General features: G+C 35.8%; 13 protein-coding genes. 1 reads left to right on the top strand and 12 read right to left on the bottom strand.

From position 1 onward, the window contains the following. Positions 1-152: 152 nt before the first annotated feature. The 6 genes from grdD to N4A40_04245 all read right to left on the bottom strand — a co-directional run bounded on the left by grdD (position 153) and on the right by N4A40_04245 (position 6,563). Complete coding sequence (gene grdD, locus N4A40_04220) at positions 153-1,331, bottom strand: glycine/sarcosine/betaine reductase complex component C subunit alpha (protein ID MCT4661045.1); 1,179 nt, start codon at positions 1,329-1,331, stop codon at positions 153-155. Positions 1,332-1,341: 10 nt separating this feature from the next. Next, positions 1,342-2,880 (bottom strand): glycine/sarcosine/betaine reductase complex component C subunit beta, encoded by a 1,539-nt coding sequence (grdC, locus tag N4A40_04225; protein MCT4661046.1) that lies wholly within the window; start codon positions 2,878-2,880, stop codon positions 1,342-1,344. 117 nt (positions 2,881-2,997) lie between these two features. Next, positions 2,998-3,474 carry a glycine/sarcosine/betaine reductase complex selenoprotein A gene (grdA, locus tag N4A40_04230; protein ID MCT4661047.1) on the bottom strand — a complete coding sequence of 159 codons (477 nt, stop codon included), beginning with the start codon at positions 3,472-3,474 and terminating at the stop codon, positions 2,998-3,000. A 111-nt stretch (positions 3,475-3,585) separates the two neighbouring features. Then, positions 3,586-3,903, bottom strand: a complete 318-nt coding sequence (locus tag N4A40_04235; protein MCT4661048.1) for a thioredoxin family protein — start codon at positions 3,901-3,903, stop codon at positions 3,586-3,588. Between the two features lie 11 nt (positions 3,904-3,914). Next, a complete protein-coding gene (grdH, locus tag N4A40_04240; protein ID MCT4661049.1) occupies positions 3,915-5,228 on the bottom strand; it encodes a betaine reductase selenoprotein B in 1,314 nt (437 codons plus the stop codon). A gap of 9 nt (positions 5,229-5,237) precedes the next feature. Continuing rightward, a complete protein-coding gene (locus N4A40_04245) occupies positions 5,238-6,563 on the bottom strand; it encodes a glycine/sarcosine/betaine reductase component B subunit (protein ID MCT4661050.1) in 1,326 nt (441 codons plus the stop codon). A gap of 457 nt (positions 6,564-7,020) precedes the next feature. Between N4A40_04245 and N4A40_04250 the strand changes: the two genes are divergently transcribed. Continuing rightward, complete coding sequence (locus N4A40_04250; protein ID MCT4661051.1) at positions 7,021-7,680, top strand: TetR/AcrR family transcriptional regulator; 660 nt, start codon at positions 7,021-7,023, stop codon at positions 7,678-7,680. Positions 7,681-7,710: 30 nt separating this feature from the next. Here the strand turns inward: N4A40_04250 and N4A40_04255 are convergent, their stop codons facing one another. The 6 genes from N4A40_04255 to N4A40_04280 form a co-directional block, all read right to left on the bottom strand. After that, positions 7,711-8,091 (bottom strand): DUF2809 domain-containing protein, encoded by a 381-nt coding sequence (locus N4A40_04255; protein ID MCT4661052.1) that lies wholly within the window; start codon positions 8,089-8,091, stop codon positions 7,711-7,713. 44 nt (positions 8,092-8,135) lie between these two features. Beyond that, positions 8,136-9,050, bottom strand: a complete 915-nt coding sequence (locus N4A40_04260; GenBank protein ID MCT4661053.1) for a dihydroorotate dehydrogenase — start codon at positions 9,048-9,050, stop codon at positions 8,136-8,138. Further along, entirely contained in the window at positions 9,040-9,801 is a 762-nt protein-coding gene (locus N4A40_04265) for a dihydroorotate dehydrogenase electron transfer subunit (GenBank protein ID MCT4661054.1), read from the bottom strand. Before N4A40_04265 ends, N4A40_04260 begins: the two co-directional genes overlap by 11 nt. 12 nt (positions 9,802-9,813) lie before the next feature. After that, complete coding sequence (pyrF, locus tag N4A40_04270; GenBank protein MCT4661055.1) at positions 9,814-10,698, bottom strand: orotidine-5'-phosphate decarboxylase; 885 nt, start codon at positions 10,696-10,698, stop codon at positions 9,814-9,816. Between the two features lies 1 nt (position 10,699). Beyond that, complete coding sequence (locus N4A40_04275) at positions 10,700-11,971, bottom strand: dihydroorotase (GenBank protein ID MCT4661056.1); 1,272 nt, start codon at positions 11,969-11,971, stop codon at positions 10,700-10,702. A 97-nt stretch (positions 11,972-12,068) separates the two neighbouring features. Continuing rightward, positions 12,069-13,421, bottom strand: coding sequence for an NCS2 family nucleobase:cation symporter (locus tag N4A40_04280; GenBank protein ID MCT4661057.1), 1,353 nt, complete (start codon positions 13,419-13,421; stop codon positions 12,069-12,071). Positions 13,422-13,582 lie beyond the last annotated feature (161 nt).

The following is a 13,582-nucleotide window of genomic DNA, read 5'->3' on the forward strand; positions in this document are numbered from 1 at the left end:
CTGGAAAAATTGCAGCTATAGCTGTAATTACTAGTGTCAATACTAGTGATAAATAGAATACCATATTATTACTTTGTTTCGCTTGATTGTTCAAATGGTTCACTCCCTTATATAATTTTTTACCTTGCGCCACCCTTGACATTAAAAATTAATTAGCAAGATTGTGATTCTTGACTCACGTATCCTTCTTTTGCCAATGTTTCCATTGCAGCTCCCAATTTAGCTTCGTTAACCATAACCATAGGACCTGTACAACCCATTCCACTTTCAGCATAAATTCCTGCTTTCCAAAGTGCTTGAACAGCGTCTTCCAAGTCAATGATGTCAATTCCACCAATTGTTCCAGTTACTACTTCTTTCGCTGGAGCTACAACTTCTTCTTCTGAAGATTTTTTCTTTTCTTTCGTTAATTTTGCTAATACGCCAGCTAAATCCGCCTTTTTAGCTTTTGCAAATTCATCTTTTGATATTTCCTTTATTTTACCCTTAGCTACATCTGCACCATATGCAATAGCATTTGCTACTACTGGAGTACCTGACGCTCTAGAGATAATCATGATAGTTCGACCATATCCATCGCCAACACCAGGACCATAGCCAAAGCCCATTGCTTCATAGCTTCCGCCTGTAGTGAATGAAGAGAACATTTTCATTAACAAGTTTCCTGTTAAACTGTCCGTAATCATTACATCTGGTGTTCCCATCAATAAGTCATTACCTCTCATTACGATTCCGCCATCAGCACGTGCTGACTCTGCAAATGTAAGGTCATAACCGTTGCCCTTTAATTCTCTAAGTGCATTTTCAGTTTGTCTAGCACCATCAACATTCAAAATACCAACTGTTGGATTTTCAATTCCAAGTGCTTTAGCAGTAACAACACCGTAAAGACCATTCTTTACCATACCCTCAACACGGTGAGTTGATGATGTACCTGTAGTTGTTGCAATCACCATTTCTTTACCTGTTGCTGGAGTTATTACTCTACCTACTGTAGATACACCTATTGGGAAACTATAGTGCATAGTTACAGCACTATCAATCTCACCTGAATCCAAAAGTTGTTCCATTTTCTTGTGTTGCTCTTCTTCAGTAGCAACTTCAACAATTCTTAAATCTGTTTCAACTTTTGGTCCGATTAATACTACTTCTATTGAACTATCTCTTTTTTGAGCTAATTCTGCTCCCTTTAAGATATTCTCAACACCGTGCTCACTGCCCAATAGAGTAATTCCTACTCGTGTTTTTTCGCCAAACTCTCCACTTTCAATAGCGTTTGCTATTTCATTAAGTGTAGAGCTAATCATTGCTTTTACCTTTTGGTCACTCATTATCTCACCTCTATTCAGCTGATAGTCCGGCTGCCATTTCTCTGATAGCTTCAGCCATAATTTGCTTGATGCTTTCTTTAGAAACGCCTTCTCCGCTTTCTACTTCTCCAGTATTTCTTTCTAAGATTACTGAAACTCCGTCAAATAAGTTAGTCATTCTTCCTAAGAATAAACTTCCTTTACCAACGATCATAGCTCTGTTTACATCGCCAGTTGTCATATCATCTATAGCAAATCCTAAGTAAGGAACTCCTGATGGAATATGACCTTGAGTTGGAGCCCAACCTTGCATACCATGCTTAGCAGCAAAAGTCTTGATATCAGCTCTTTCTAAGTCGCCTCTTTTTACGCCTAAAGCTGCAATCATTTTGTAGTTCGCTTCTGGAACATCTCCAGCACCTGCTGGCTTAGTGATATCTGGGTTTTGCATCTCTACTGAATACTTATCAACATCAGTTATTTTCAATCCTGCTTTATCAAGAGGTTGAGTTATAAGTGATGTGATAACAGCTTGAGGAGATGAACCTGTACCAACTGTATGTTTACCCATCATGTCAGTTCTAACAACTGGGTTAACACCGTCGTTTTCGCTAAGCAATATAGCAAATCCACCCACTGTATCTTCAAGAATTGGTAACTCTTTCTTAACGTGATCTTTACCGTTCATACCAAGTTTAGCTGAAGCTCCACCTGCTACCATTACAACGTTCTTATGTGTACCAGCTTTTACAAAACTAGCTGCTTCTATAAGAGCATGAGTTGGTGCAGCACAGAAACCTCTTGTATCAGAACCAGTTGCGTTTACACAACCACACATTTCAGCGATTGACTTAGCGAAGTTACCGCCACCTCTTTGGTTCATGTCTCCACACGCTTCTTCTGAACATTCGATTACATAGTCTACATCAGCAGGATCTATATCATTTTTGTCCAATAAGTTTAATAATGACAAAACACCTGACGCTTTTACAACCAAGTTTTCAAAGATTGTATGTGCTGTCAAGTTAGTATCAACATCATGAGCTCTCTTTACACAACCAACTAATTTGTGATCATTGTAGAAAGGTTCTGAATGCTCATCATTTACTAATGATTCTATCTGAGCTGCTTCAACACCTTCGCCTAATTTAGCTACTAACTCATCGCTAATTAATGGATGGTTTGTTAAAGCTTCTTTAACGCTAGCTGTGAAATCCTTTTCTAATAATACTAAATCAAAAACGTCTGATATTTTCATAAGTCCTATAAACTCGTCTTGTGGCATCAATTCACCGAATTTACCATATCTATCAGCATTTTCCATGTTTTGCTTGCACCATGGCTTTTCGATTTCTCCAAGCTCTGCTGGTGTAACATTTCCGATATAAGTTTGGTTTGGATAATATCCAACTACCTCTTCAAAGCTTCTTAAGTGCTTTGGAAGTTCCTTTAAATATTCAGAATCTGGGTTAACAATTCTTTCAGTTGTTTGAGTCGTTCCATTGTGGATGACCATATCTGGTGTGTGAGCTAGGATATAACCTGCTCCTTTTACTACTGCAAAAGACATTTTGTTTTCCTCCTCTTGGATGTATCTAATTATTTTATTTTTGTATTATAAATAAATTTAATATATCTCCAAAAAGGGAGTGAATACTTTCACCCCCTATGGATTTACATATTAGTCTTAGTCATTGAATTTGCAGAATTCGTTACGAATTTCTTGCATTTCTTCGATGATATCATCTACGTCAAGAACCATTTCCATCATTCCAACTTGTTCGTCGTAAACTTCTGCGTCTACTTCGTCTTTGAACTCAGGCTCAACTACGTGATATACACCTAATCCTAATGCTACTCCTGCTAAAGGACCAGCAAATGTTGGGTCACCAGCTGTTACTGTTTCAGCAGCAAGACCTGCAGCTTCACCTTCAGCTGCTCCAACTAATACTACTACATTTTCTGCTCCATATTGATCAGCGAAATCTTTTACTCTTTTTTGATTTTCCAAATCCATCGCACCTGCAGCCGTTCAGACAAAACACTCTGTCGAAGAGAACACTACCTCCGCTTCAGTTGATTTTAAACATTCTTCAATTGCTGGACCTGGTATACCATCTCTGTCGCCAATGATTACAACTTTTTTGCCATCAAATCTACCCATTACTACACTTCCTTTCGATATTATCCAAATCCGGCAGGCTCCTGTTTATCCGCATCAAGAACCTACCGAGATTCTCTATTCTTTTTATATTCTTGTATTAATTAATATATCTTAGATATATTTCTTGATCATCGCTTCGATGTTCTCAAGTGTTGCATCGTCTTTAGTTAATTCATCAACTTTTTCTCCGTCTTTGTAAACAGTCATAGTTGGTAAACCTAAAACTTTTTGTTTAATTGCAACTCTTCTTGCTTTTGAAGCATCCATTTTACAAAACTTCATGCCTTCACCGTATTTTTCTGAAAGCTCAATTACGCCTGGCATTAATGCTTTACAAGGACCGCAACTTTCACTCCAAAAATCTACAAATACATAACCTTCTGCTTCTAATACTTCTGGTTCAAACGTTTTCTTATCTACTGCTAACATTGATAACCCTCCTAGAATTTAACTTTAAATACTGTTTGCTCTTTAACATCTACTGTTAAAGCTTCTAAAGCTACTCCTACTCTGTGGTGTCTCAATTTCCATTGCTCTGCTTCACTTGTAGCAGGATCTCCTAATGGATATGGGATCGAGATAGTTGGAACAATTTTGTTAGCTCCAACAGTCTTAGCAACTGGAACTAAGTTCGCCATTTGAACTACTGGGAATCCAGCTCTTTCAATTTCTTTTACCATCGTTGCACCGCAACGTGTACAAGTACCTCAAGTAGAAGTCATAATAACGCCATCTACACCTGCTTCTTTAAAGTATTCAACCATTTCTTTAGCCATTCTAGCCGCTTCAGCTTCTGTAGTTCCTGTACCTACTGTAGTGTAGAAGTAATCATGAACTTTACCGATAACGCCTTCTTTTTCGTAAGCTCTAAGTGCATCTAAAGGTACACACACGTCTGGAGTTGCATCTGCAGCTGCAGGGTCAAAACCAGCATGGATTGTTTTAAATACACCACTAGCTAAGTGATCTAATCCTTCAACACTGTAACGTCCCCAACGAGTCGCTGATGCTGATTGGATTCTATCTGGATTTTCTACTGGTACAATACCACTTGTAGTAACAAGTGCAATCGTAGCCTTGCTCAAGTCTTTAATAGGAGCTGCAATTTCAACTCTATCAGACTGAGGAATAGGAAGTTCTGTTTGGAACTCTTCACCATTCAATTTTTTAAGAAGCATTTCAACAACACGCTCAGCTGCAGGCTTTTTGCTCTCCAACCATACTTGATGTCTAATACCTCTAACATAGTAACCTTCTTCTTCTGCTGTACCTAATTTTTCGCCAGCAAGAACTTTGTCACCATATGCCGCCATTTTTTTGATGTCTTTTCTCATCGCTGCAGCACTTTTACCACTTGGGAAAATAACCATTTCTTTTTTGAACATTAAAACCCCAGGGTTTTCTTCGTGCATTGATGATACTACAGGAACACCAAATTTTTCTTTTACTGCTTTACAGATAACACCACAAGCGTTACCATAACGACCAGCTTGGAATGCAGGACCTGCAAAGAAGATATCGAATTCTTTACCTTCTAGCATACCTAATATTCTCTCTACTGCTTCGTCTTGATTAGAACCCATGAAGTTATCTCCACAGATTATTGTATGCGAAACTTCCGCATTTTGCAACTGTTTATTTAATTCCATAGCTGGACCAACGCAACCTTCGTGTATAGTTGGCTCATAATCAGCTTTGTCTTCTCCACCAATTTGTCCGAAAAACTGGTTAACATATAATATTGCCTTCATCAAGTTCACCTCCTAAAATTCTTTCATTGTCTTAGTTGACCAACCTACTACTTGGTCACCACAGAACATTGCGTTATTTTCCATGATGATAGATCCGTCTTCTTTAACAGAAGCACCTAATACTTCATCATGTGCCCAACCGCCTGATAAACCGTCTCTAGCAAGAGCTTCTAATTCACCAATAACAGTTTTCATTGGAGGTAACTCAATCAATTCTGATACGTTACCACAAGATACGATTGCATCTACTTTTTCATCTAATGTAACTAATGGTTGAGATGCACCATCTCTACCTGTACACTCATTTGTAATACCAACAGTTTTAACGCCAGCATCTTCTAATGCTACACAGCAAGCGATAAAGTCAGCATCTGGGTTACCATAACCCTCTTCAGCTACGATTGCTCCGTCAGCACCTAATGATGTTGCCATCTGTGCTACGAATAATGCAGCTCTTTCTTTTTGTTCCAATGCAACATTAAGATTTGACATGATAACTCCTAAGAAGTTAATTGTCTTGCCATGCTCTGCATACAATCTCTTAATTGTTGGGTTGTTTTGGAAGTCATATGTTGACCACTTTGAAGAACAAGGCATGAAACTACCTGAAATCAAAGCTCCGTCTAAAATTTCATTTGGATTCATGAAACTTGGTAAATATCTGTTCATATCCCATCCATAAACCATGTCATTGTATCCTAATTCTTCCATTTGTGATTGTGGTTGCATAACCATAACAACGTTTGGAAGTTTTGCTGTAGCATCGTCACGCTTTGTAACAGGTGCTAATTCGTAAGTTTCAACGTCTGCTGGTTCTAAATCTTTAACGATTGTACCAACATACTCAGCTAATTTATGTCCAGCCCATCTAAGTGCTTTATTTTTCTTTTGTTGTTCTCTAGCTTCGAATTCTTCATCTGTAGAACCAACTAGAACTATATTTATTAATTGTGAGTAATAAGTGTACTTAGCACCTTCACCACTCATATCAATTAAACCATCTTGGAATCCACCCCAGTGTTGTCCTACTACTAAAACACTACAGTTTTTAAGAGCGTGAGTTCTTCCGTTTCCAGCAGCCTCTACCTCTCCAGTTATTCCAGGGAACAATGTTCTTCCATCCACCTTAACTCTAGGCTCGATAGCCTCCTTCACAGGTACTAAACGAACTTCGTCGCCAGGTTTTACAATAACAAGGTCAGCTCCAGTGATGTGCTCATCTTCCATTACGAAATCTAAAGCTTGTTGCTTGTTGATTGTAAGGATACCGTTTTCAAATGAGTTGTTCTCTCCAAATACGATATCTTTCACATAGAAATTACCAATCTCTAATTTCATTTTGACACTCCTTTCTCTTCTTCCTCTGTTGAGTTTACGCCAAAGTAAGAAACTAATTAATTCTCATATAGACTATCCTTATGTAGAACTACTATACAAAATCATCTAGTTCTTAAGATTGTTAAATATTTTTCAACCACATTCATTGTACCATAGCCACGGTTAAAATTCAATCACAATTAGAAAAAAATCATAATTATTTTTTCTGAATTATTACATATCCCAGTATTTTACTTATTTATGATATAAAATATTTTTTTAAAAATATTTTTTGTATAATATTTTATTATATATTCATAAAATCCTATGTACTTTAAAAAACTTTTTTATTAATTATTTTTATCAATACTTTTTTGCTCATCAATAGTATATTTTTTTCTTTTTTTCTGACTTTTCTCCATTTTTCTTTCAAAATCTGTTATACTAGAATGAGAATATTTAGGGATATGGTGATATTATGGCGAAAAACAAAATCAAAAAAAATCGTATTATAAAGTATTTTATCGAAGCAACATCTGAAATTATGGAAAGAGATGGTATAGATGGCATTACCATCAGAAAAATAGCAGAAGTTTCAGGTTATAACAGTGCTACTATTTACAATTACTTTGAAAATTTGGATCATCTTATATTTCTTTCTGCTCTAAAATTTATCAAACCCTATACTAATAGTGTAGGTGAATATGCTAAGCCTGGTAAAAATGCGCTCGAAAAGAACCTTTTAATTTGGGAATATTTTTGTTTGCATTCATTCAGACATCCTGAATTATACCACGCTATCTTTTTTGCTAAACTGAGCAATCCAATTGATGACTATATTAGTAATTACTATGAATTATATCCTGAAGAAATAGTAATTGATGACAGAAATGTATCATCCATGCTCTCTAAGCAAAACATTTACGAAAGGGCACATGTAATATTGGAGCAATGTGTAGAAGAAGGCTTCTTGTATGAGAAGGATTTAGATGCACTTAATGAAATGATTCTATTTATTTACAAAGGTCTTTTAGCTCAAGTATTAAACCATGAGCTAGACGAACCAATTGAAAAGACTGTTGAAAGGGCTATGCTTTACATCAGAGTTTGCTACGAAGGTTTTTTGATTAAAAAATAAAAAGGCTATTGGGACTTCCCAATAGCCTTTTTATTTTTCTCTATATAATGTCTTTTCAATCACCAGTCCAATACTCGCTCCCACTAAATAAGAAATCAAATCACTTATCAAAAATCCTCTTCCCAAAATCAGTCTCCCTAATGTAGTACTTCTAACAAACTTTAACCATTCAAACTCAATCATCTGACTAAACTCTATACAGAAGCACACAACTATAGCAAAAAAAGCCTTGCTACCAAAACTTTTTTTAGGAAATAGCATTCCAATTAGCCAATACATCATGAGAGCATACATTACATCACCCAGATAAAGATTTACTATACTAGGAAGATAATCTGCAAACTTTCGAGACAATAGACCTGCACTTATAGTTATTAACGCTAATAGTAAATACAAAATTCTCTTTTTCATATAATCAGTACCTTTCTTTCATATACTGATTATAGTATATTTATTTACTTTACGCATCCTCTTATTTCACTTAAAGTTGATATAGCTCTATCAATCATATACTTTTCAATTCCGTCAATTATATTTAAGCAGCAAAGTGGATCAACAAAATTAGCAGCTCCTACTGATACTCCCGTTGCTCCAGCCATAATAAACTCTATTGCATCTTCTGCTGATCTGACACCACCCATTCCTATTATAGGAATATCAACAGTTTTTGCTACCTCGTAAACCATTCTAAGCGCTACTGGTTTTATAGCAGGGCCCGATAATCCACCTATGGTATTGCCTAAAATAGCTTTTCCAGTTCTATGGTCTATAGCCATACCCTTTAGCGTATTAATAAGACTAACTGCATCGGCTCCTGCTTCTTCAACCGCTTTTGCCATTATAGTAATGTCCGTTACATTCGGACTTAATTTTGTGATTACAGTACCCAAAAAAACTTTTTTAACTGCGTCTGTCACTTTATATACCATTTCGGGATCTGTTCCAAATTGAATACCACCTTTGCTAACATTTGGACAAGATACATTAATTTCAACAGCCTCTACTCCTGCCTCTTGTAACCTACTTGCCATTTTTGCATAATCTTCCACGCTATGTGCTGAAATATTTACTATCAATGGTATATTTATACTACTAAGCTGTGGCAATTTAGTTTTTACAAACTCTTCAATTCCAGGATTTTCAAGCCCAACACTATTTAACATTCCAGAAGCCGTCTCAACAATTCTCGGAAGAGCATTCCCTTTTTGTTTAAGTGGAGTAATTCCCTTTACCGTTATTGCTCCTAATTTGTTTACATCATAAAATTCACCGAATTCTAACCCATTCCCAAAAGTTCCCGATGCTGGTATTACAGGATTTTTTAAAATTAATTTTCCAATTTTAACAGAAGTATCTATTTTACCATTCATCGTAATTCACCTCACTTGCATCAAAAACCGGTCCATCCACACATACTTTTTTCATTTCACCCGAACGCAATTCAATAGAACATCCTACGCATACTCCAAATCCACAGCCCATTCTCTCTTCAAGAGATGCTTCTGTTTCAATATTATTCTTTTCTGCAATTTGCATTACTGCTTTCATCATTCCCCTAGGACCACATGTCACTATTTTATCTATCTCAATATGTTCATCTATAGCTTTCTCTAGCAATTCTGTAATATATCTAGCATCTCCATTTTCGTTGTTTTCAACACTTACATAAACTTCATCTGCCACATCATGAAAGTAATCAGTCAAAAACAATTCATCTTTATATCCCAAAAATGCATATATCTCATTATCCGTCTCTATATTTCTTATATATTCAACTAGTGGCGCTATTCCTATGCCACCTCCAACTACTGCTATTCTTTTGTTCTTTGGTTTTGAAAATGTATTTCCAAGTGGACCTATTATATTAATTTCTTCTCCTAATGCAATAGTCGAAAGATTCTTAGTCCCGCGTCCAACTACCTTCACATACAAGTGAATATTGTTCCCACTAACCTTTCCAATGCTTATTGGTCTTCTTAAAAAGCATTGATCAAGCTTCACCTCTACAAATTGTCCAGCATAACTTTCTTTCGCTATATCTTTTGTTTCAAATACTATTTCATAAGTGTCTTTAGTAAGCCATTTTCTATCCACAATTCTACAATTTTCTATAAATTTCATAATTAAATCCCCCTACCAATATCTTTTATCAGCTCTAGTCAATGCATCATTTATTTCATCTCTCATACTTATAACAGCTTGTCTAATACACTCAGTATATTTAGTCTCATCCTCTAATTCGCATTTCTTATGAGCCGCAATTATTCCTCTTGAAGAATTCACTATTGCTCCAAGCCCTCTATCATCAAATGCTTCTACTACATCTTCAGCAGTTCCTCCTTGAGCTCCATATCCAGGTACCAAAAAGTATGTTCCAGTCATTATTTCTCTTAATTTTTTCATCTCTTTAGGGTATGTTGCTCCAACCACTGCCAAAACTCTGCTGTAGCCATTTTCTCCAAGATATTTTTTCCCATACTCATTTAGTTTTTCTCCAAAATGTTCGTATAACGGTCTACCTTCTACTATTAGATTTTGTAAATCAATAGATGAAGGATTTGATGTTTTAACTAGCACTATCGCACCTTTTCCACCAAACTCCAAAAATGGATTTATGGTATCAAATCCCATATAAGGATTTAATGTTACCGCATCAGCTTGCGATTCTCCAGTAAAAAATGCCTTACTATAAGCCTCAGCAGTACTACCTATATCTCCTCTTTTAGCATCTGCCAAAATTAACAATCCCTTTGATTTTGCATATTTTACTGTTTTTTCATAGAGTTCATGGCCTTTAGAGCCATATTGCTCATAAAAAGCAAGTTGTGGTTTAACTGCGGGTACTAAGTCTTCTATTGCATCTATTATTCCACAATTATATTCATAAATAGCATCTATCTCATTTTTGTATTTTACTTTTATATATTCTGGTACAAAACTATACCTCGGATCTAATCCAACCACACTTGGATTTTTAGTCTGAATTATTTTCTCTATAAGTTTATCTGTAAAATTCATATTATCCCCTCCTATATATCATCTGGCCTTTTCTAAATGTATATTGAACCCAGCCTTGCAAGTTCGTTTCTAAAAACGGTGTATTTTTACCTTTTGAATGAATCATCTCTTCATTTAGTTTTATTTCTTGATCTAACTCCATCAGACAAAAATCAGCATCATCGCCTGGCATGAGCTCAACAATCGGCATGCCAACTATTTTCCTAGGTTCAATTGCCATTACTTCGATCCATCGAAAGAAGTCCATTTTATCTTTTTTAACTAAATGCGTATATACTATCGAAGGAGCTATATCTAATGTTGAAATTCCAAATGGTGCTTTACTAATTTCTCGTTGCTTCTCTTCCTTAGAATGAGGTGCATGATCTGTCGCTATAATATCTATTATCCCTTTATTTAACGCATCAATCAAAACTTCTTGATCTTCTTTAGTTCTAAGTGGCGGATTTATTTTAGCAATAGCTTTATTTTGAATCACATCTCTCTCATCTAATGACAAATGATTTGGTGTAACCTCTGCGGTAACTCTAACTCCTCGCATTTTAGCTTTCTGTATCAATTCTACTGACTCTTTTGTACTGATATGGCAAATGTGAATTCTTGCACCCACTTTTTCAGCAATTTCTATGCTTTCTTTAACCGCAAGATACTCTGATGCATTATTAATCCCTTTATCACCAACCATTTTTGATATTATTCCTTTATTTACACTTCCTATTGCAAGTTCTTTCTTTTCACAGTGAAGCATTGTAAGTAAATTATGTTCTCTCGCTTTTTCTAAAGCTTCTTCTAGTACATTCAAATCCCAAACTGGTTGCCCATCGTCAGAAATTGTAGATATTCCTTGCTCAACATATCCATCCAAATCTACTAGTTTCTTCCCTAATTCACCTTCTGTTATAGCTCCAACAATGTGTAGTTTTGGGCCAATTAAATCTTTTGTCTTTGACAATATTTTTTGTATTATGTCTTCGTTATCAACAATAGGGCTTGTATTTGGCATAATATACACTTCAGTATAACCTGCACTAGCTGCCGCCTTTGCTCCAGTTTCTATTGTTTCTTTATATTCAAATCCTGGCTCTCTAAAATGCGCATGCAAATCTACAAAACTAGGCATCATATATAATCCTTTTATATCTAAAACAACTTCATCGCCTTTTCTCTGTAGCTGATTCCCAATTTCTATTATTTTTCTATCGATTATTCTAACATCTTTTTCCTCAATCTTGCGTTCTCGTATATTTACGTAATTTCCATTTTTAAGTAGCATTCGACTCGCTCCTTTGCAAATTATTGTTTTTATCCTTCAAATTTGTACAAAAAAACAGTCAAGTCTATTTATTCAAAATAGATGACTGATTTTTATTTTAGATTTGAACCTCTGCTTGAGCTGCTTTCGAAATAGTTTCACTTTCCTCTTCAAGATTTTCAGGAAGTATTTTGTTTATCACTATGCCTATAATAGCTGCCAAACTTACTCCAACAATTTGTATATTGTCAGTAATTTGAATTCCCATGCTGCCAGCAAAAGCTTGTACTCCATCAGCTGTAAAAAGTCCTGATTTTATTTTTAATATTTCAGTTCCAATACCTGCCACTAGTATGACTGATACTATAACCAAGTTTCTATTGTTAGAAAAATCAATGTCTGCACTAGCAATAGTTCTTATTCCAACACTTGCAATCATACCGAACAATACAATACTCACACCACCCATAACTGCGACAGGTATAGTCTGTAGTATCGCTGCAAACTTACCTACAAAACTCATTCCCATAGCAATAACTGCTGCTAATCTTAATATCGATGGATCATAGACTTTAGTAACAGCAAGCACACTTGTATTTTCACCATATGTCGTATTCGCTGGTCCGCCTAAAAATCCTGCCATCATAGTTGCTAATCCATCACCAAGTAATGTTCTATGAAGACCTGGATCTTCAAAGAAATTTTTGCCAACTACTGCTCCGTTAGTTGTTATATCTCCTATATGTTCCATAAATGTTGCTAAAACAACCGGTGCTATCATAGCTATTGCTGCTAAACTAAATTTAGGCATTTGAAAAGCTGGCACTTGAACCCAACTAGCTTGATTTATCGCCCCGAAATCTACCAGTCCAAAGAATAATGCTGCAATATATCCTACTACTACACCACAAAGTATTGGTATGATTTTCCACATACCCTTTCCGAATACTGATACTCCTATAACTGTACCTAGTGTTATAATAGCAACCGTCCAATTAGACGATGCCATCTCAAGAGCTACTGGGCATAAAATTAGACCAATAACGACAATCATAGGTCCAGTGACTACTGGTGGAAAGAATGATCTGATTTTTTCAACTCCAAAAATCATAATCAAACCTGACATCAAAATATACAATAATCCAGCTACAATTATACCGCCTTGTGCATATTGTAAACCTTCTTTGTATCCTTCTGTGCCAAAAGCTCCATACATACTAGCTACTGCTATGATTACTGGAATAAATGCAAAACTCGATCCCAAAAACACAGGTACCTTCTTCTTTGTCACTAAATGAAAAAGCAAAGTACCAAGCCCTGCACAAAAAAGTGCTACTGCAGGATTAAAACCTGTCAAAAGTGGGACTAAAACCGTCGCTCCAAACATAGCAATAACATGCTGTATTCCTAACACGCCTCTCATTGATCTTTTCTTAAATGTTCCTTTTTCTGTAGAAAATCCTTCTAACATAAATAATTCCTCCTCTTTTTCTAGGAGAAACCTTCCCTTTTGAGCCTCTCTGAACTCTTTAAAAGGTTTCTTCTTCAATTGTATATAAAGCAAAATGCTTTCAAACTTTATTTTTCATATATTACAACAGTTTCCTGCTCATCTGTCTCTTCAAATTTAAC

It is taken from the genome of Tissierellales bacterium (assembly GCA_025210965.1).
In the GTDB taxonomy this organism is placed as follows: domain Bacteria; phylum Bacillota; class Clostridia; order Tissierellales; family JAOAQY01; genus JAOAQY01.